This window comes from Thermodesulfobacteriota bacterium (assembly GCA_035559815.1).
Classification (GTDB): domain Bacteria; phylum Desulfobacterota_D; class UBA1144; order Nemesobacterales; family CSP1-2; genus DATMAT01.
The window spans coordinates 15,218-35,861 of sequence record DATMAT010000001.1 but is presented as its reverse complement, the minus strand read 5'-3'; the positions used below and the strand labels follow the sequence as shown (position 1 = coordinate 35,861).

The window sequence follows — 20,644 nt, the reverse complement described above, 5'->3', positions numbered from 1 at the left end:
TGGTTCAACGGAGTTTATTCCTTCGGCAGGCTCAGGACAGGCTTTGAGCGCAGTCGAAAGGCTCACCATGAAGAGGGATAAATCACGGTAAAATCTCTTCATCCTGAGCGGAGACGAAGGATGAGTATAGTCAGGACAGCACTTGCACGGCAAACATAAAAAGAGAGTAACCCGATTTTAAAAAGGCGTTTTCATCTGTCGAAGACCCTTGTTTTGCGAATATGCTATTAGTTTCTAATTGTTTTGTGCTGACGTCACATAGCAGACTATATTTCTATCCTCTTCTGCACCCCCCAACTAAAAAGAAAGACAGAACAAGACCATAAACCAGGAAGAAGATAAAAAGAGCGGTATTGGCGATTGCTGGAATACCAGAGAAGTATTGACCGAAAAAGCCAAAACCGAGGAGCGGGAGTAAAATAGCAGAAAATACAAGCCAGAGAAGGATAGAGTAGGCAAGTGAAAGTAAAACCGGATTTCTCAACTTGAACCTCTGGCACTGATACAAGAAAAACGCACCGAGAATCGTCCCTGCACCCAAATGAGCTAAAGTCGATAATATAAAGACTGAGAACTCGGCAGATGTAATAGATGAGAAATCAGACAAGCCCGCCGAATAGGTGGGGAGAAGCCCCTGGGCTAGAAGCTCCGGAATGAACGGAGCGCCCAGATATAACCGCACCACAAACATAATCAAGGCCATAACTAAGGTAGCCACAAACCCGGCAAAAACCGGCATCAAAGAATTTCTCATTTCCTCGAATCCGATTCGACAACGACGTAATCTAATATATCATGTTAAATGAATCACCCTGCAGCAAGCTGCAGGGTATCCGAAAGTTTCCCCTCCCTTGATGGGAGGGGATGAAGGGGAGGGTGAATCACCCCCACCTTAATCCTCCCCCATCGAGGGGGAGGATGGATAAGGGTATCCCTGTGGCAAGCCACAGGGAATTCTCAAGTTAAGGTAAGAGAGGACCAAATTGAAGCGCGTAGCCTTAAGCTTTTTAATAGCGATTGGCATCTTGTGCACGAGTGGAGAAGCTCAGGATATTGAAACCAAGAATTTTATGGTAGAACACCCGGAGTGGTACGTCAAAATCACCGACTGGTCCGTATACGGCACCTGGGGCGCTGTAGCCATCATACATCACGTGACGATCGAGAACACCAGTGACATAGCGTATAAAGATATTAAGGTAAGGGTTTATTACACTTCCACTTCGGCTTCTCAGGAAGGCATCACAATTAGCCAGGAGACCGGTCTTCTGCCCATAACATTGCCACCACAAAGTAAAGGAACTTATCTAAAAGGCGGTACAACCCTCGGCTCCGGGTCCCAATTCATGACCCCGACAAGGATTGAGGTTTTAGGGGCAACACCGGTTGTGGATTAATGCCTATTGCCAATGAATAAAATGTACGATTCTAAATCACAGACTCATAATCGCCGTTCATGGTTCGACAGGCTCACCACGAACGGCCTTTGATGAGCCAGACGACTAGCTCGATTCAAATGCACCTGCCGTTCGCCCTGAGTTTGTCGAAGGGCGAGTTTTCTGATTAAATTTTAAGACCCGGTTAATAAGAGGGAATTTATATAAATTCCTTACGTGGTAAGAGTCATTCGCCAATTCTAATATCTCGCCAGCGTCCCGCCGTCTACGAGAATAGTCTCTCCCACTATGTAATCTGATGCAGGAGAAGCAAGGAGGACTGTGACTCCTTTGAGGTCGTCATCCCCGCCAAACCTCCTTGCCGGAATAGAGCGCAGCAGGCTATCTCCTAGACCCATCTTATCCGGGCTAAGAACCGGGTCGGTCATGCCCGAAGGGAACCATCCGGGGGCTATTGCGTTCACGTTTATATTGTGCGGTATCCACCTAACAGCCAAATCTTTGGTTAGCGTAATTATTGCCCCTTTAGACGTCACATATGCCGGCGCACTCACCAGCTCGGTTGTCTGAAAACCCATGACCGATGCGATATTGATGACTTTTCCCCTCTTAGCCTTAATCATGAACTTGGCCGCCTCCTTGCTACAGAGGAAGGTGCCGGTCAAATTCACCTTAAGCACGAGTTCCCAATCTTCTAACCTGGTATCCTCCGGAAGTCCGCCCATTGCTATGCCCGAATTATTGACCAGTATGTCGATTTTGCCGAATTTGGCGATTGTCTCGTTTACCATTTTTTGGACGTCATCGTGTTTTGAAACGTCGCATTTAAGTGGGATAGCCTCCACACCGGTATTTTTCTTAATCTCCTCGGCCGCCTGAACGCAGCCGTCAAAATTCCTTGCGCAGATGACTAGATTGGCCCCGGCTTCGGCAAGCCCTTCCGCCATCTGTCTCCCAATCCCGGTATATCCACCGGTGACTATTGCCACCCTTCCGGTAAGGTCAAAGAGTTGTTTTACATTCATGGCAACCCTCCCTGAATAAAAACTGATTTTTAAAAATCTCGGGCATAAAAGGACAAGAGTACATTCCAGTCACTCCTATTATACTATCTAGACAACCTGCCGGTGTACCAACTGACTTCAGATGGAAGGTCTCCTCTGTTCGTGTCCAGCGGTATTAACTATTTGTAGAGACGCAAGATTTTGCGTCTCTACATTAATCGTATTATTACCGATTCTACCCGCCGGCGCTCCAGCTTGTGACTCCGGGCATAGTCATAGACCACGGGTCAAGCACCCTGCTCAGCTCGGCTTCGGGCATTATCTTTTTTTCCAAAGCCACTTCCCTTACTGTTTTTCCGGTCTCGTATGCCTCCTTTGCCAGCTTAGCCGCAGCGTCATAGCCGATAATCGGAGCAAGAACGGTGCACATGGCCAAGCTCTTCTCGATCATGTCCTCACACCGCTTCTTGTCCGCCTTGATGCCGACTATGCATTTATCGGTAAAAACATTGACAACATTGGACAGCAGAGTAATAGACTGAAGAAGGTTGTGAGCCATAACTGGCATCATAACATTTAGCTCGAAATTTCCGGACATTCCTCCAATCGTAATTACGGCGTCATTCCCAATCACCTGAGCCGCTACCTGACATACCGACTCGGCAATCACCGGGTTTACCTTACCGGGCATGATGGACGAACCAGGCTGGACTGGCGGAATAAGTATCTCGCCTATGCCGCACCTAGGCCCGCTTCCCAGCCATCTTATGTCGTTTGCTATTTTAGTGAGACTCACTGCCACTGTTTTGAGCGCCCCGCTTGTCTCGACGACAGCATCCTTCGCCCCCTGCGCCTCGAAGTGATTTTCCGCCTCTTTGAAACGCACCCCGGTCATCTGGGTTAGCTTCCTAGCCATGCGCCTTCCAAACTCCGGATGTGTGTTAATCCCCGTACCAACCGCCGTACCCCCGATTGCCAACTCGGAGAGATGATTCCTACTACTCTCAACCCTTCTTATTCCATGCTCAACCATGCTGGCGTAACCACTAAACTCCTGCCCCAGCCGTATTGGTGTTGCGTCTTGAAGATGGGTGCGCCCGATTTTTACTATCCGATCAAATTCCTTTGCCTTTTTATCCAGCGCCTTTTGAAGTTTTTTGAGAGCCGGAAGAAGATTTTTTTCTATGGACTCGAGTGCCGATACGTGAATGGCCGTAGGAATAACATCGTTGCTGGATTGACCCATGTTGACATGGTCGTTCGGATGCACCGGATGTTTATCTCCTATTTTGCCCCCCATCATCTCATTGGCACGATTGGCGATGACCTCGTTGGTGTTCATGTTGGTGGAAGTACCCGAACCGGTTTGGAATATGTCCACGACAAAATGATCGTCCAGCTTGCCTTCTATTACTTCCTTAGCTGCCCTGATTATTGCTTTGCCCACTCTCTTAGTAAGAAGCCCCAGTTCCATGTTTACTTCAGCCGCGGCCAATTTTATCATCCCCATGGCAGCTATGAATTCCCTCGGAAAACGTATACCGCTTATCGGGAAATTCTCGACTGCCCTGGCCGTTTGAGCACCATGATAGGCGGAAACGTGAACCCTCATCTCCCCCATCGAATCGGTTTCGATTCTATATTCCATAGTTGACATCTTCAAAAACCCTCCTTGGATAGATTGTTTTCAGGCCTTTTAAATCATCCTATAAAGCCTAATCGACGCGGTCGATAGGCAACATCTATTGTTATGGGAAACTAGCCGGTGAACGGTAAATATATAACATATTTAAGATGTGTAGTCAGCTTAAATATAAGGACTAAAATGTTATTCCCAGACAAACCTGTCCAAAGTAAGAGATTGCTTCACTGCAAAAAGAAGGGATAGGATTTTTTGAGGTGTTCGCCCTTCGACTAAGCCTGTAGTGAGCTAGTCGAACTACTCAGGACGAACGGGATTTTTATTCGTGGTTAACAGCGGATGTGTACATCCGCTCATCCAGAGCCACGTCGAAGGATACCAATGTACTTACTCGGAACCCTATACAGCTAGTCGAAAGGATAACTTCCACGACCGGAGCACTCTGACTCGAATGTCATTTCGAATACCCCGTGAGAACCATTGGATAAGTTTTACTATCCCACGGGGTCATATCTCATGGGGGGAGAAATCTAAAGAAAGATTCCTCGTTTCACTCGGAATGACAGGGAGAGTAGTACATGTAAAAAACAGTCTAATGATTAATCTAAATACGGGATTGCCACGCCGCCAAAAGACAGCGGCTCGCAATGACGGGGAGGGAGGAAGTCAGGGAACTACATCCCTAGCAATAACAGCCTCCCAGCCTGGGGAAATTCTCAAGTCAAGAGTACAACGTATAGAAGTTATTTACCCAAGTAGAGGCGCATTGCCATGCGTCTCTAGGGTATTAGTTGCTCCATTAACCCCTTCGGCGGTGAGTTAATCGCCTCGAATTTAACCTCAATCAATCCAGTGAAGCACGTTTCGAATAACGCTCCAGCGGGGCGATGGGTCGGCTGAGGGCTTTCCTAGAATCCAATAATCGTTCATCTTCTTCGTAAACCCATCGTCTTCTTTCAGGTCCAGCCAATAGTTCACGTATTCGCGTAGTTCGTTTGAATTGGGGGGCATCAAATAAGCGAAAAGAAAGGGAGGGCCCAAATCTTCTGGTACTACAACGCTAAGCCCGGGCTTCATGCTGGCTAAAATAGACCCTTGGGTTAAAGTCCAGATAACCGCATCAAAACCATTAAAACTGGCCATTTCCTCGAGGTTGGAAACAACCTTCATCTGAGCTTGCGGAAAGGTCTCGTTCACCAGGTTGAGGAATACCTGGTCATAGAAGACCGCGATCTTCAAGTCTTCTATCTTTGCTATCCTTTGTCTAGAGAGAAATTTATGGGCCTGACTTGAAGGGACGACCATTACCAGCGGACCCCTAAAATAGGAGTTGGACACCTTTACGCTCTCTATCCGTTCGTTGGTGACATATATGCCGGCCATGGCAATATCATAACGGCTAGCCTTCAGGTCCTTCACAAGGCTATCCCAGTCAAATGGAATAAAAACCAGTTTCACATTCAAAGAACGGGCTAATTCGTAGGCAAAGGCAACGTCGTATCCAACCAACTCTCCCTTATTGTTGAGGTAGCAAAATGGAATTGGGAATACATTGTAGCCCACACGCAACACACCGGTTCTTTTGATGCGATCAAGGCTGGTTTCATTCAAAGATGCATCTTCCGGTTTAATTTCAACCGTCTCGGCCGTCTTGTGAACGGTTACATCAACCCCGTTTGTCACGCTCTCCGGAAGAGAAAAGGAGAGGTAAGTATTCACCCTTTGCGGAATGAGCCATCCTTCGAGATGAAAAAGACCAAATGTAATGATCCCGAATATTAATGCTGGAAAAACTAGACCGGAAATCAACCGCAAAGGGCTGATCTTCAACCTCCCGTAGAAGGCAAAAAGCACTAGTATGGGAATGAAGTAAAATCCCACAACGGTGGCAATAACCTGGAAGTAACGGGTGATTGCCAGCGTTTCCACGAATAGCTCCGTGGCATCGCCGGGAATATTCAACCAGGCACTCAAAAAAGCCACAGAGTTTACTGCGGCAGTGGGGCTGCCGAAAGAAGATAGCAGGGTTAGTATTGGCAAGAGAACCTGTTCCATTATATCAACCGGCTGTTTGAAATAGTAGAAGGAAAAAAACATGAATAGATATACGAAGAGATTGCCTAACTGACCTAACGGATAGGTGATTGAGACCGTTGTTTTGACGAGCGTCTCTCTCTTTTCATCGGTTATATTATGCTCGGCGGCAAGCTTTCCCACGGCCTCAATAACATATGGGATAGCCGTTGCAGAAATAGTAGTAACCGCGCCCATGATAATGCCATTTCTCATTGTCTTCAACAGCCTCCTGACCGGCAGGTCGGTAAGGGCGCTTATCACCGCCGGGAGCACCCAGAATGCAAGTATTACAGAGCCGATGGCAAATAACAGGATATATAGAGTTAAGCTTTCGAGCTGGGCCAGCGAGACCGTTCCGGCTAAATCGGCGAAAAGGGCAAATACCCCTATTGGCGCCAGTATCGCCACCCAATTCCAGATCTTAATGCTTGCGGTGCTGATAGCATCAAAAACGTTAAGGATGTTTTCCTTATTTTTGAACCTCTGAATAGCCAGTCCATAAAGAACGCTGAAGATAACCACGGCCGGGACAAGGTTGCCCGCTATGTCGGTGAATAAATTAGCCGGAAGGAAAAGCTGAAGTATACTCGACGCTGACTGTCCCTTTTGGGCCGGATTTATCACGAAAGGGGCGTTTACCCGGGGGATAGCCTGGACTAGTATGAAGATTGCCCCCAGTGTAATACCCCAGGCAGCCAAATAGAATATCCACCCTCGTTTGAAAAGGCTGCCGAATGTACAAGGGCTTAACGTTCCTAGACCATGGATTAAGGCGCTTACCAGTAAAGGATAAATGGGGGCCTGTAGCAACATCACGTAGCCCACGCCGATTGGGTTTAGAACCTTGCAGTAATCCCCAAAAAACACCCCGGCAAGAATACCCAGAATTGCCCCTATAATTAGCCGGCCCGCCGGTCCTATTGTCCTGATCTTCATGGAAAGGATTAATTCGGAACGCTGTGCTCTTAAGGTAATTAATTAATGATTTACTGAATGGTTAGAGCCGTTCCTACCATCTGACCATTCATATTAACAATCTATTGATTTCATGTCTATAGTTTGAGATAATCTCAAGTAGAAGAGGCAAGGAGGAACCACGATATGAAGGGAACTAGAAAAAAACTGGCCGTGATGGCAATGACAGCGGTGATGGGAAACCTAATTCCCCTCGTCTCAGTTCCGGTGTGGGGACAAACAACTTGGAATGTTCCCGGAGATGGTTCAAATGCATGTACGACGGCCAACCCTAGCTGTAATACCATACAGCAGGCGGTTGATGCCGCCTCTTCGGGCGACACGATTGATATAGCCGCAGGGGCATTTCAAGAGAACGTGGGTATTAGTAAGAACCTTATACTGCAAGGGGCTGGAGCTGATAATACCGTCGTAGAAGGAATACAAAACGGCGCGCCCGTATTTGCAGTCGGATCTGCTACTGTAACTATTGAAGGCATGACAATAGAAAACGGCATGGGTACCTTAGGTGGCGGCATTTCCAGCTTCTCCTCGGCGGTGGACGTGAATAACTGCATAATCAGCAACAATACCGTAGTAATGGGCGGGGTGTTTCCAGGCCAGGGTGGAGGCATCTTAATCGATGGTGAGAGCACTATGAACATTAATAATAGTATTATTAGCGGCAATATGGCCGATATAGGGGGCGGCATCATTAACGATGGAGTACTGACCATCACCGATAGTACCCTCAGTAGCAATGGAGCCCAGGGTAGAGGCGGCGGTATCTTTAACGGGGGTACTGTAACTGTCACCAGCAGTACCATCTCATCTAATTCTGCAGAAGTCGGTGGAGGCGGTATCTATAATAACAATGGCACTGTAACCATCTCTAACAGCACTATAAATGGAGATTCGGCAAACCAGGGTGGTGGTATCTTTAACGAGGGTATGATGACCATTACTAACAGCACGATCAGCGAAAATACGGCTTTCGAGGGTGGCGGTGGCATCTTTAACAATGGGGGCACAGTTCAATTGAGCAGCAGCATCGTTGCTAACACTCCATCGGGAGGAGACTGTTCAGGCAGTATCACGTCATTAGGATACAATCTGGAGAGCGGAAACTCCTGCGGCCTTACCTCTACCGGAGATCTTCCCAATACCGACCCCAAACTCGGTCCCCTCCAGGATAACGGGGGGCCTACTGAAACTCAGGCTTTGCTAACTGGTAGCCCGGCTATAGACGCCGGCAATCCAGATTGTCCTCCGCCTGATACAGACCAGCGCGGCATTACAAGGCCTCAAGGAACTAGATGCGACATCGGGGCATTCGAAGCAGAGGACAGTGATAATGATGGAATACCAGATATTCTTGAGAGCCAGGGAGGCGGTGGTTGCTCTATCGCATCGGTTGGTGTTAAACCTTCAATACCACTTTATCTCCTAATTCCGATTTTCATTGTAATAAGGAGGGTGTGGAGAAGGAATATAACTTAATGGCATAACAAGATGATAGCTTCAGAAGTAGGCATCCTAGAATTCGGCATAGTACAAAATAACTGAGAGATGTATAACTGATTATAATTCGACACCAAGAGTCTGGACTATGCCTAATAATCCAACATCAAATCGATTATTTCATAGGGTCGGTATCCGAATTAATTATAAAAGCTCCTTTAGGACTTGTACCTACTCGGATGCATGTGGAAGCACGAAGGTGTTGCCTTTTATCATAATCTGGGTGTTTTTAACTTCTTCGTCAGGGAGTTCCTCGCCGTCGACCACTCCTGAGACTAATTGCCATGTCCACTGGAGTTTTTCGAGGTCCCTTTGGCCATCTTCAGGAGATTTGCAAGAAACTATCGAAAGTACAAAAGTGGGAAAAAATACTCAAAGATATTATTGTTCTCATACACCCCTCCTCAAACTATTTGCCTTGTCTAACATACTATTTTAAGACAACTTCAACAGCGATCACAATAGGGAAATCAGTCCTTGCTCAAGCGCTGAAATAGAGACGGATGTTAGCATTCTTTCCTTTTGATGAAAGCTCCATCCTATCCGGATAGACACCGGTCAAAAAATCGGCCAGGCCGTATGCAAACGCTTCCTCTTCCACAAACACCCTTTTTTTCTGTCCGACGTTGGGCAATGACAACAAAGTGCCCTGATATTCGATATTGATCACCAAGTCGACCTGGTCATAGCTCACCAGTATTTTCACCGATCCCAGGATTAAATGTACTTCTTGTAGGTGGTGTACGACTTGGGTCGTGGTAGATACGCTACGCTCGATTACCTCTTCGCTGAGACCCCAGGATTTCTTTTGCGCTTGAAGGAATTTCGTCAGACGCTCAAGCGAGATATCCGATTCCTCAAAAACAAAAACCTGGGTGCGCCTTATGCCTATTCGAAAGAGGAGATTCAAGAGCACGGCGCATATAACGGCAAGGGATAGGACTGTACCCGTCACCAACTGCAATGTGTGGGGCAGTTGCTCGAAGTAGCCCGGAAATACCTTCCTACTCAAGCCAAGCAGCAGGGAAACGCCGATAACATAGGTCACCCGGGTATCTATATTCCGCGAGACCATGATTTGTATGCCCCCGGCCATCATGAAGGACGCATTGGCTACCAAAGCTGCCCCCACAACCGGCATGGGCAAGAGCAAGAACACCGAAGCCACTTTTGGCAAAAAGGCAATTAGTATGAATATGACACCGGCCGAGAACGCTATGTATCTACTGGTAGCACCGGAAGCCTTGGAAACACCCACGAGACTAGGCGCCGCATTCATTCCCGGCGCGCCTAATAACCCTCCCAGCATGCAGCCTATGCCGTCGGCCAGCATGCCGCCCTTGATTGATTTTATTTCCGGACGCTTCCAGTCGGCATCGTTGATTTTTTGGCAGGTAGTTATTACCCCAATCGTACGGAGCGCAGATGCCACACCGGCGGTGAGAAATGCCGGAATTAAGGAGGGTTCAAAATGATAAGAAATAAACCACGGGTCGGGCAAGGCGAATAGCTTCACACTAGAGAAAAGCTCCAATGATTTCGCCTCAACCAAACCGAGTGGAATGGCCACCAGAAAGCCGACAACTATACCCAGCATGGAACACATGAGTCTCATCAATCCGCGGAACCACACGCTCAAGCTTATGATGATGGCCAAAGTAAGCACGGACACAAATAAGTGCTGGCTGAACTGTGGGCCCTTGTATGCGCCTACGTCGAGCACCTGGTCCATGCCTACTAATCCGAGTTCTATTCCCACTATCAGGACTATGAAGCCGGATACAGATGGGGGAAACACGCCGCGGAGGTGCTGTAAATACCTGGACAGCAAAACCTCGATTGCTCCGGCAAATATGGTCATGGCAAACACGGCGGGCAAACCCCCTGCCTTCGCCGCTAATAAGGACGGACCTAAATATATCGCCGAGAATACCGGCGGGGCCAGGAACCCTGAGCCTACCGGACCTTTCCAAATTGCCTGAAGCATCGTGGCGATGGCAACGGCAATCATACCCAGGCTTATGGCACTGACCGTGACATGCTGGGGACTGCCGGCGGCGTTTGATATTATGACGATGAAGACCAGATAGATGGAAATCAGTACCACGTTCTGTAAGCCGAGAAGTATCAACCTCGGCCAGGGCGGGAAGTCATCAACGGTATAGATCAAATCATCAGGACGAGTGGCCATCAGGACGCTTTTTCCTCATTCGTGAAACCAGGAGTAGAATTTAGAGGCTATATTGCCGTAATCTTTGTTTCATCAATCATGCCATAAAATCACTACCTCAGACCTCCACGAGGCAATCTCTTATTTTGGACAAGTATACACCACTATCTTTCTCAATCCTTCTGCCCGTTGAGATACATTATAAGAGCATTCACGGCGCGGCTCCGGTGGCTTACTAGGTTCTTCTCCTCTAGGGTGAGCTCAGCCATGGTTTTGTTCAACTCCGGTAGGTAGAAGACCGGGTCGTAACCGAAGCCGCCCTCACCTCTCGGATCCTCCACAATCACCCCTTCGCACCTGCCCTCCACTGTAATTTCTCTTCCATCAGGAAATACCAGGGCGAGGCAACATACGAACCGGGCATTTCTGTTGGCTTCTCCTTTGAGTTCTCGTAATAGCTTATTGATGTTTTCCTCATCACCGGCATTCTCTCCGGCATACCGCGAGGAAAAAACGCCGGGACGGCCTCCGAGGGCATCTACTTCTAATCCGGAATCGTCGGCAAGGGTTATTTTTTGGGTTAGTTTAGAAATGACCCGTGCTTTTTTGAGAGCATTCTCGCTGAATGTTTCTCCGTCCTCCACTATTTCCGGAATGTTATTGAATTCTCGGAGAGATATAATCCGGCCAAATACCGGACTTAACAAGTCGCTGAATTCTTTTATCTTTCCCCGATTTTTGGTGGCAAGAACAATTTCTTTTATCATCAGCTCATTATGTGAAAAAAAATATTTAGCCACAGATTAGCACGAATTAGCTCGGATAAATTAAAAAGTAAGGGAAATCTTGAAACCAGCCTTCATCTGGATTTTCAAATCCTTCATTCGTGTCCATTCGTGTATATTCATGACTGAAAATCATTAAACTTACTCCGCCAAGATCTCCTTCTGCTTGGCTATGAGTCTTAAAATCCCTTCTTGGGCAAGGTTAATCATCAGGTTTAGCTCCTCCCTTCCAAACGGTTTTGACTCCGCCGTTCCCTGAACCTCGACCAAGAGACCCGACCCGGTCATGGCCACATTCATATCCACTTCGGCCTTTGAATCCTCCTCATAACTCAAATCCAGGATCATCTCTCCGTCCACGATTCCTACGCTAACAGCGGCTACGTAATCGCTGATTGGGTTTTCCTGGAATATCCCTTCTCTAAAAAGATGCTGAACTGCGTCGCTTAGGGCAACAAAAGCTCCGGTGATAGAAGCAGTGCGCGTGCCGCCGTCTGCCTGGAGCACATCGCAATCGATTATAATGGTTCTTTCCCCAAGTTTCTCCAGATTTATCACCGCTCTCAGAGCGCGCCCAACGATTCTCTGTATCTCCTGCGACCTTCCGCTGACCCTTCCTCTGACCGCATCACGAACGTTTCTCGTTTTTGTAGACCGGGGGAGCATAGAGTATTCCGTCGTAATCCACCCTTTACCCGTTTCCTTAAGAAAAGGCGGAACAGTTTCCTCGATCGTAGCCGCGCATATTACCTTAGTCTCTCCCATCTCAATCAATGCCGACCCCTCGGCATATTTCATAACCCCGCGGGTTATTTTTACCGGCCTTATCTCATCCGATTGCCTTCCATCCGAGCGCATATTTGGGGAACTCCTTTAGTAAATATTCTTGAGTTGCATTTCAAGCAAGATTTTATCCTGATGAAGCTACCAGTGGCAAGCCACGGAATATCCGAAAATTTCGAGGGTGAAACACCCCCCACTCCTTCGACTTCGCTCAGGACAGCTTAATCCTCCCCCATCAAGGGGGAGGAAAAGGTTAACTTCGGGTAAGCCCCGTTGAATTCTCAAATTAAGCAGCATTCAAAAAAATCTAAATCCTAAGCAAACGGTAAGGATCACGAAATCGACGTCAATGTTATTTCACCCGCTCTTGAAAAAAAGAACTCCCAGCGGGGGCAGAGTCAGGGAAATGGAGTAGTATCTTTGGTGGCTCGGTACAGGCGTTGCCTCGACACCCCCTAAATTTCCATGGCCGCTTCCACCGTATATCCGGGAATCGCTGTTCAAAGCCTCCCTCCAAAATCCGCCTCGCGGTACACCCACCCGGTAGTTATACCTGGGGACAGGGGTGAAGTTACAGACAACCAGTATTACATCATCATTGTTCCTGGCCTTCCGGATAAAGCTTATTATGCTCTGCTCCGAATCTCGAAAATCGATCCATTGAAAACCGTCAATCGAAAAATCCAGCTCATATAAAGCCGGTTCTGTTTTGTAAAAATGATTCAGGTCTCTAACCCAATTTTGTATCCCTTGATGAGGAGGATATTCAAGAAGATGCCAGTCTAAACTGGTTTCGTGATACCACTCGTTCCACTGCCCAAATTCTCCTCCCATGAAGAGAAGCTTCTTCCCCGGATGTCCATACATATAACCATAGAGAGCCCTCAGGTTCGCCATCTTCTGCCAATCGTCCCCGGGCATCTTTCCGACGAGCGATCCTTTCCCATACACCACTTCATCATGCGAGAGTGGAAGGACGAAATTTTCGTAGAATGCATACCATATACTAAAGGTGAGCTGGTTTTGGTGATATTTCCGGTAGATGGAATCCATAGAGAAATAATCCAAGGTGTCGTGCATCCATCCCATGTTCCACTTCATGCCGAAGCCGAGACCACCTACATAAACCGGTCTTGAGACCATCGGCCATGCAGTTGACTCCTCGGCTATAGTCTGCACGCCGGGATGCTCTCCATAAACCGCCTCATTAAACCTCTTTATGAAGCTAATTGCCTCTATACTCTCCCTGCCGCCGTACTGGTTGGGTATCCATTCGCCCTCGTTTCTTCCGTAGTCGAGATAAAGCATAGAGGCCACCGCATCCACCCGGAGACCGTCTACGTGATATTTATCTAGCCAAAAGAGAGCGCTGCTTATTAAAAAAGCGCGTACCTCATTTCTACCGTGGTTGAATATATAACTGTTCCACTCGGGGTGAAATCCCTTCTTCGGGTCGGCGTGCTCGTATAGATGCGTGCCGTCAAAATAGACTAATCCATGCTCGTCGCCCGGGAAATGAGAAGGAACCCAATCCAGGATCACACCGATCCCATTTTGGTGAAGATAATCGACCAGGTACATAAAATCCTCCGGGGTTCCGTATCTGCTCGTTGGAGAAAAGTAACCGAGGGTCTCGTATCCCCAGGAGCCGTAAAACGGATGCTCCATTACCGGCAAAAATTCCACATGGGTGAAACCCATATCCTTTACATAGTCAGCCAGATAATGCGCCATCTCTCTGTAATTGAGATATCTGTTTCCATCCTCGGGAATTCGTCTCCAGGAGCCGAGATGAACCTCGTATATGGAGAAAGGGGCGTTGAGCGCATTATGCTTACCTCTATTCTTCATCCAATCATGGTCATTCCATTCATAATTCATTTCCCATACCCGGGATGCAGTCTTGGGCGGGGTCTCAGAGTAGAAAGCAAAGGGGTCGGCTTTATCCACGCTGTACCGATTGTACTTAGAGGCCACATGGTATTTATAAACCGTGCCCTTTTCAATCCCTGGAATAAATCCCTCCCAAATACCCGAGCCGTCCCATCTCCCATCTAAAAGGTTTGAGTCCTGGTTCCAGCCGTTAAATTCTCCGATAACGGAAACCCTTTCCGCATTAGGAGCCCATACAGCAAAGTATGTGCCTTGCCTATCATCCACTACGGTCGGATGGGAGCCTAGTTTATCGTAAAGCCTAAAATGGCTACCCTCCTTGAAGAGATATATATCATGCTCGGTAAAAAAACTTGTATTACTCATGACACCTCACTTTCGGTTCCGAGTTACGGGTTTTGAGTTTCGCGTTTCGAGTCTTGGGTTTAGAGGAAAAGATTTTAACTCGAAACTCGCAACTCTTAACTCTCAACGGTATTTAGCAACTCCCTTATCCCTTTCATCGAAATCACAGCCCAGTCGGGGCGATTGTTTAACTCATAACCAAGCTCGTATATGGCCTTCTCCATAAGGTAAGCCCGGAGCATCACATCCAGCTCCTCTCTATCCTTGGGAATGAAGGGAGCCTCTTTAGCCGTTTCTAGATAAGAGTGTAAAAAGACCCCCGCTATGTATTTATACCAGATAAGGGCCCAGGGCTCTAACTTTTGCACATCTTCGTATTTAATAGCCACTGCCGGCTTTAGAAGAGAGTTATAAGCCGCATAGTGAAATGACCTTATCATTCCGGCCACATCTCTTAACGGAGACCTCTTCAGTCTCCTCTCGGTCAACGGCCTTGCCGGCTCGCCCTCGAAATCGATTATTACGAAATCGTTTCCGGTAAAGAGAACCTGGCCCAGATGATAATCCCCATGGATTCTTATCTTTACTGCCGATATCTTTTTCTTGAAAAGCGACCTAAAGCAGTCCATTATCTGCCTTTCCGAACCTAATATAAAGTCGGCATTTTCTCTCAGGCTCTCGGGTAGGTTCTTTAAATTTTTCCTGAGGAGTCCAAAAACCCTCTTGGTAAGACTCTGCATGGACTGATAAAGCGACCTCTGATATAAAACTGAGAAAGGCTCCGGAGCAAAATTTGGGTCTGTGTCATCGGAAGAAAGCGCCAGATGAAGCTCAGCAGTCCTTTTCCCCAGGAGCCTGACCATTTCCAGATAGACTCCTCCTATTAGCTCATGAACGAGTACGGGGACATCCTGTTGAGTTGAATCCAAAAGAGTGGCCGGGGCCTTAGGCAGCTCTCCGATCTCTTTTTCTCTGGAAAGCAATCTCTCGAAATAACCTCTCAGAGAATCGAGGCTGTATCTCCAGGCATCTCCCTGGTTGGGGACAAAGCCCTGTAAGATGCCCAGGATTATTGGCTCCGACCCCGGCTTTCTATACTCTATAGTGCCGGCAAAGGGCGGAACCTTGGGAAAGGACACCCGCTCGGTCAGAAATCTCTCAATTTCTAAATCCGGATTTACTCCCTCATCCAGTCGTCGGTAGAGTTTGAAAAAAAGCTCGTTTCCGTAAAGGATTGAGGTATTACTTTGCTCCGCCTTGAAGACCTGAGATTTTTTTGAGATTGACCCTTTTTCATCGTCCAAGTTCTTGAACAACTTCCCGGTATATGCAACTAATTGTCCCATGCTTGCCTTGGCCGTATGTCTCTTGGCTATCATCGAAAGGAGAGTCATACGAAACTCCTCGTCGTACACACTATCGTAGATTATTCCCTCTGCCTTATCCCATTTTATTCGAGTAATGACCCCTTGAGAATTTTCCTTTATGAGCTTCTCTGCCTCGTCTCCAGATGCAAAGGAGAGTGGAAGAAGATAAGTATCCGGTGTCCCCTCGGTATACCTGACTTCGAGGAAAAGAAGGCGGGAGCCAGAGGAATCCTTCTCAACAGCGATGTTTTCGATTACTTTAACCCCCTGAATACCCCGGGCCTTTCCGCCAAACCACCTGCGCTCCTGTATGTATAAAGGCAGTATATCTTTCTCTAATTGCTCCTTGGCCTTTCCCTGGAGCACCCAATCCCAATTTCTACCGGGTCTGGAGCTGTGAACTAAAGCCGTAGAGCCGCTTATACTCACCTCGGGTATAACCTCCCTCTTCCTGATTTTAGTTACTTCCTGCTCCTTACGTAGCAGGAACCAGAAATAATCATGAAAGCCCAGGGTTAGGACATAAGGATAATCCTTCTTTATCGGCGGAAATCTATTTCCGCTGAAGACCTCCTCCGGTATATATCCCGAAAACTTGGCGAGGTCGAGTTCCACTACCTGAGAAAAGCGGGAGAGGTTTACCACCACCAGTATGTTCTCCTCTTCATAACCGCGTATAAAGGCGAGAACCTTCGGATTGCTCGGATTTAGAAACTCAATACTGCCTCGGCCAAAGGCCTTGAATCTTTTCCTCATGCCTATAACCCGCTTCATCCACCAGAGAAGGGATGAGAAATTTCTCTGCTGGTTCTCCACGTTAACAGCCTCGTAGTGGTACTCCGGATCTATGATTATGGGAAGATAAAGCTTCTGGGGGTTGGCCCGGGAGAACCCGGCGTTTCTGTCTGCACTCCACTGCATCGGCGTCCTAACGCCGTTTCTGTCGCCAAGGTAATAATTATCCCCCATTCCGATTTCGTCTCCGTAGTAAATGACCGGCGTTCCGGGCATGGAAAAAAGGAGAATATTCATCAACTCCGTCTTTCTCCGGTGGTTTCCCAATAGTGGAGCCAGGCGCCTGCGGATGCCCAGATTTATCCTGGCGCTCGGGTCCTTGGCGTAGACTCTATACATATAGTCTCTCTCTTCGTCGGTCACCATCTCCAGGGTTAGTTCATCGTGGTTACGCAAAAAAAGTGCCCATTGACAGCTCTCCGGAATAGAAGGGGTCTGGTCCAGGATGTCGATTATGGGGAATCTATCTTCCATCCAAGATGCCATGAACATCCGAGGCATCAAGGGAAAATGAAAAGCCATGTGGCATAAATCCCCTCCTCCGAAATAGGCCACAGCGTCCTCCGGCCACTGGTTGGCCTCGGCAAGCAGCATTCTATTCTTGAATTTGCTGTCAACGTATGACCTCAGCTTCTTCAAAAACTCGTAGGTTTCAGGCAGGTTCTCGCAATTCGTCCCTTCCCTCTCGAATAGATAGGGAACCGCATCCAGGCGTAGTCCGTCTACCCCCATGTCCAGCCAATGGTCCATAGCCCGGAAGACGGCCCTCTGAACCTGAGGGTTATCGTAGTTAAGGTCCGGCTGGTGGGAGTAAAAGCGGTGCCAGAAGTAGGCTTTGGCCACCGGGTCCCAGGCCCAGTTTGATGTCTCAAAATCCTTGAATATTATCCTAGCATCTTTATATTTTTCGGGCGTATCACTCCAGACATAAAAATTTCTCCAGGAGGAACCAGGCCTTGCCCTCCTCGACCTCTGAAACCAGATATGCTGGTCCGAGGTGTGGTTCACGACGAGTTCGGTAATAACCCGGATTCCCCTTCTATGGGCCTCTCTCAGAAATTCCTTAAAATCTCTGAGCGTCCCATAGTTAGAATGAACGTTCATGTAATCCGCTATATCGTAGCCATCATCCCTTAGCGGCGAAGGATAAAAAGGTAAAAGCCATAGAGCGGTGATACCCAGGTCCTCCAGGTAATCGAGCTTTTCGGTTAGTCCTTTGAAATCCCCTATTCCGTCGCCGTTGCTGTCGTAGAACGCTTTCACATGAAGTTCGTAAATTATGGCGTCCTTATACCATATAGGATTGTCTTCAAGATAGGTTCCGTTCTGAGACATTAAAAACTCCTAAGACTATTTGCCACGAATCCACACAAATAAATACGAATTAAAACAGAATCATTATAGTAATACCGTGCTTCAAACTTACCCTTTCGATTTTGTCATTCGAGTAAATTCGTGTTCATCCGTGGCTACCTTTTCTACATAAAGTAATCAAAGTCCGTTTCCCTCTTCAATTTTTTCCTGACCCGGAAGATGCGGGCGGGAAGAATATGTGGATTAAGCTCCACATAATTTCTCTCTCCCTGCCAGATGAATTTATCCTCGCTCAAAAGGTCGTGCACAAGATAGGGTTGGCCGGGATCAATCCCGAGCTCCGAAATGGGAACCTTTACCCAACCCGATTGGGTGTGATATGGGTCCAGGTTGACCACGGCCAGTATGACGTTCGATGACTCTTCCGCTGCCTTACCGTAGAATAAGATATAGTCATTATCCACTTCGTAGAATTTCAGGTTCCGTGTGGATTGAAGGGCGGGATTTTCTCTCCTGATTTTGTTGACCCTGGCTATTATATCCTTAAGGTTCCCCGGCTGGTCCCAATCCCACCGCTTTATTTCGTACTTTTCCGAGTTGAAGTATTCTTCCCGCCCTGGTAGAGCCTCGCTCACAGAGAGCTCAAACGCCGGCCCGTAGATTCCGTAGTTGGATGAGAGGGTTGCCGCAAGCACCAGGCGCATGATAAAAGCCGGCCTTCCCCCAAACTGGAGATGTTCCGGCAGTATATCCGGGGTGTTTGGCCAGAAATTTGGCCTAAAATACTCTGCAACATCGGTATCAGTAAGCTCGGTGAGATAATCTATAAACTCGCTCTTCGTATTTCTCCAGGTGAAGTAGGTATAGGATTGGGTAAATCCAACTTTAGCCAGATAGTACATGACCTTCGGCCGGGTAAAGGCCTCCGATAGAAAGATAACCTCGGGATAATCCCTCTTCACTTCCTTGATGAGCCATTCCCAGAAATGAAAAGGTTTGGTATGGGGATTATCCACCCTGAATATGTGAACGCCTTTCTCAATCCAGAATAGAACGACGCTCTTTAATTCTTCCCAGAGCTCTTCCCAGTTTTCCGTCTCGAAGTTTATGGGAAGCACGTCTTCGTATTTTTTGGGAGGGTTCTCTGCATACTGGACCGTCCCATCCGGCCGCCATCTAAACCACTCGGGGTGTTCCTTGACGTAGGGATGGTCTGGAGAGCACTGAAACGCCAGGTCTAATGCTACCTCTATTCCATAAGCCTTGGCTTTATCCAACAATCTCTCGAAATCTTCGAATGTTCCAAGCTCCGGATGAATGGACTTATGCCCGCCTTCCTCTCCTCCGATTGCCCAGGGGCTGCCCACGTCGTCCGGCTTGGAAATGGGTGAATTGTTCTTGCCCTTGCGATTGGTTTTTCCGATCGGGTGTATCGGCGGAAGATATATAACATCGAAGCCCATACGCGCTATCTCCGGAAGAATTTTTTCCAGGTCTTCAAATGTCCCGTGCTTGCCCGGCTCCGATGAGCAAGACCGTGGAAACCGCTCATACCAGGCGCTGAAGAGCGATTTTTCCCTATCTGCGACAACCCTTAGTTCTTTTTCGTATTTGGTGGCAGTGTCTTTATTTGGATATCTCTCCATTAACTCGGCAAGCTCTTCGCTAAAAGCGGCTGTTTCGGACTCGTCTCCGGCTTTATTATTTTTTAGGACGTCGGCAAAAGCCAAGAGTTTCTTTTTATCCTCCCTCGAAGCCCGCTTCGACGCCTGCTCAACATATTCAGCCCCGATTAGAAGGTCAACTCCAATGTCCTGACCGGCATCGTATTTCTTTTGGAGAGCCTTCCGCCAGCTTTTGAAATGGTCAACCCAAGCTGCCAGTGTATATGAGTAAACCCCGACTTCCTCGACGGTAAACTCCGCATTCCATCGGTCATTCTGGATTAACTTCATAGGAACTTCTATCCATTCTTTATCCTTTCCTCTTTTATATAGAAGCAAGGCCGAGACAGAGTCGTGGCCATCGGCAAAGATATCCGCTTCGACGGCAACCTTCTCCCCTACGACCCTTTTTATAGGAAAACGGCCGCAATCAACCTCCGGTTTTACATTTTCTATTATCACCCTTTTTCTTCCTTCAATCATACCGACTCTCTACTTCCCTACCTGAGTGGGAAGGCTGGGATGGACACTGTCCTGAGCGAAGCCGAAGGGATGGGGGTGAATGAAAATAAGCTCCCCACACCTTAATCCTCCCCCGCAAGGGTGGAGGAAAAAGAAGGAGGGTGCTTCTTCTTTACCCTTTATTGAAGTCCTTTGCTTCATCAGGCCAACTCCAAAAATCAATCTCTTATTTTGGGCAAGTTTGTTAATACATAACCTATAACTTGCATCGGAAATCACAAGGTTAAAACCCGAAGAAAAATAAATCTCAAAGACTGACCGTCCTGAAATCCATGATAACAAATTTTATCTAGTTATTTCAAATCCTTGACGGTAGTTAAACGGCACTACCAGTTATTTAAGAAGTTTTTTTATAAAATGATATCAAATATCGAGAGATAATTAAACTCATGCTCCTTTACTAATTGAACTG

The 20,644-nt window shown here is 47.6% G+C and carries 13 protein-coding genes; 2 read left to right on the top strand and 11 right to left on the bottom strand.

Going from position 1 to position 20,644, the window contains the following annotated elements:
* Nucleotides 1–274: 274 nt before the first annotated feature.
* Entirely contained in the window at nt 275–754 is a 480-nt protein-coding gene (locus tag VNN20_00135; GenBank protein ID HWP90596.1) for a hypothetical protein, read from the bottom strand.
* Nucleotides 755–983: 229 nt separating this feature from the next.
* On the opposite strand from VNN20_00135, the gene VNN20_00130 reads away from it, so the two are divergent.
* Nucleotides 984–1,397: a hypothetical protein gene (locus VNN20_00130; GenBank protein HWP90595.1), complete on the top strand. Its 414-nt coding sequence runs from the start codon at nt 984–986 to the stop codon at nt 1,395–1,397.
* A gap of 239 nt (nt 1,398–1,636) precedes the next feature.
* Here the strand turns inward: VNN20_00130 and VNN20_00125 are convergent, their stop codons facing one another.
* The 3 genes from VNN20_00125 to VNN20_00115 form a co-directional block, all read right to left on the bottom strand.
* Nucleotides 1,637–2,422, bottom strand: a complete 786-nt coding sequence (locus tag VNN20_00125) for a glucose 1-dehydrogenase (GenBank protein ID HWP90594.1) — start codon at nt 2,420–2,422, stop codon at nt 1,637–1,639.
* A gap of 214 nt (nt 2,423–2,636) precedes the next feature.
* Nucleotides 2,637–4,058 (bottom strand): class II fumarate hydratase, encoded by a 1,422-nt coding sequence (locus tag VNN20_00120; GenBank protein HWP90593.1) that lies wholly within the window; start codon nt 4,056–4,058, stop codon nt 2,637–2,639.
* An 825-nt stretch (nt 4,059–4,883) separates the two neighbouring features.
* Complete coding sequence (locus VNN20_00115; GenBank protein HWP90592.1) at nt 4,884–7,055, bottom strand: cation:dicarboxylase symporter family transporter; 2,172 nt, start codon at nt 7,053–7,055, stop codon at nt 4,884–4,886.
* A gap of 195 nt (nt 7,056–7,250) precedes the next feature.
* On the opposite strand from VNN20_00115, the gene VNN20_00110 reads away from it, so the two are divergent.
* Nucleotides 7,251–8,573 (top strand): choice-of-anchor Q domain-containing protein, encoded by a 1,323-nt coding sequence (locus VNN20_00110; protein HWP90591.1) that lies wholly within the window; start codon nt 7,251–7,253, stop codon nt 8,571–8,573.
* Between the two features lie 502 nt (nt 8,574–9,075).
* On the opposite strand, the gene VNN20_00105 is transcribed toward VNN20_00110, so the two are convergent.
* The 7 genes from VNN20_00105 to VNN20_00075 all read right to left on the bottom strand — a co-directional run bounded on the left by VNN20_00105 (nt 9,076) and on the right by VNN20_00075 (nt 20,373).
* Nucleotides 9,076–10,785 carry a solute carrier family 23 protein gene (locus VNN20_00105; protein ID HWP90590.1) on the bottom strand — a complete coding sequence of 570 codons (1,710 nt, stop codon included), beginning with the start codon at nt 10,783–10,785 and terminating at the stop codon, nt 9,076–9,078.
* Nucleotides 10,786–10,937: 152 nt separating this feature from the next.
* Entirely contained in the window at nt 10,938–11,531 is a 594-nt protein-coding gene (locus VNN20_00100) for an XTP/dITP diphosphatase (GenBank protein ID HWP90589.1), read from the bottom strand.
* Between the two features lie 159 nt (nt 11,532–11,690).
* Nucleotides 11,691–12,407: a ribonuclease PH gene (rph, locus tag VNN20_00095; protein HWP90588.1), complete on the bottom strand. Its 717-nt coding sequence runs from the start codon at nt 12,405–12,407 to the stop codon at nt 11,691–11,693.
* Between the two features lie 282 nt (nt 12,408–12,689).
* Complete coding sequence (gene glgB, locus VNN20_00090; protein HWP90587.1) at nt 12,690–14,591, bottom strand: 1,4-alpha-glucan branching protein GlgB; 1,902 nt, start codon at nt 14,589–14,591, stop codon at nt 12,690–12,692.
* Nucleotides 14,592–14,686: 95 nt separating this feature from the next.
* Nucleotides 14,687–18,067 carry a maltose alpha-D-glucosyltransferase gene (gene treS / locus VNN20_00085; protein HWP90586.1) on the bottom strand — a complete coding sequence of 1,127 codons (3,381 nt, stop codon included), beginning with the start codon at nt 18,065–18,067 and terminating at the stop codon, nt 14,687–14,689.
* Nucleotides 18,068–18,210: 143 nt separating this feature from the next.
* The gene (locus VNN20_00080; GenBank protein HWP90585.1) at nt 18,211–20,193 is read right to left on the bottom strand and encodes an alpha-1,4-glucan--maltose-1-phosphate maltosyltransferase; all 1,983 of its coding nucleotides are present in this window, start codon (nt 20,191–20,193) and stop codon (nt 18,211–18,213) included.
* 9 nt (nt 20,194–20,202) lie between these two features.
* Nucleotides 20,203–20,373 (bottom strand): hypothetical protein, encoded by a 171-nt coding sequence (locus VNN20_00075; protein HWP90584.1) that lies wholly within the window; start codon nt 20,371–20,373, stop codon nt 20,203–20,205.
* Nucleotides 20,374–20,644: the final 271 nt, after the last annotated feature.

Coding starts and splice junctions, on each gene's coding strand:
- VNN20_00105 (HWP90590.1), bottom strand. CDS start 10,785: ATGGCCACTCGTCCTGATGATTTGATCTATACCGTTGATGACTTCCCG.
- VNN20_00075 (HWP90584.1), bottom strand. CDS start 20,373: ATGAAGCAAAGGACTTCAATAAAGGGTAAAGAAGAAGCACCCTCCTTC.
- VNN20_00115 (HWP90592.1), bottom strand. CDS start 7,055: ATGAAGATCAGGACAATAGGACCGGCGGGCCGGCTAATTATAGGGGCA.
- VNN20_00125 (HWP90594.1), bottom strand. CDS start 2,422: ATGAATGTAAAACAACTCTTTGACCTTACCGGAAGGGTGGCAATAGTC.
- VNN20_00135 (HWP90596.1), bottom strand. CDS start 754: ATGAGAAATTCTTTGATGCCGGTTTTTGCCGGGTTTGTGGCTACCTTA.
- VNN20_00110 (HWP90591.1), top strand. CDS start 7,251: ATGGCAATGACAGCGGTGATGGGAAACCTAATTCCCCTCGTCTCAGTT.
- rph (HWP90588.1), bottom strand. CDS start 12,407: ATGCGCTCGGATGGAAGGCAATCGGATGAGATAAGGCCGGTAAAAATA.
- treS (HWP90586.1), bottom strand. CDS start 18,067: ATGTCTCAGAACGGAACCTATCTTGAAGACAATCCTATATGGTATAAG.
- VNN20_00120 (HWP90593.1), bottom strand. CDS start 4,058: ATGTCAACTATGGAATATAGAATCGAAACCGATTCGATGGGGGAGATG.
- glgB (HWP90587.1), bottom strand. CDS start 14,591: ATGAGTAATACAAGTTTTTTTACCGAGCATGATATATATCTCTTCAAG.
- VNN20_00100 (HWP90589.1), bottom strand. CDS start 11,531: ATGATAAAAGAAATTGTTCTTGCCACCAAAAATCGGGGAAAGATAAAA.
- VNN20_00080 (HWP90585.1), bottom strand. CDS start 20,193: ATGATTGAAGGAAGAAAAAGGGTGATAATAGAAAATGTAAAACCGGAG.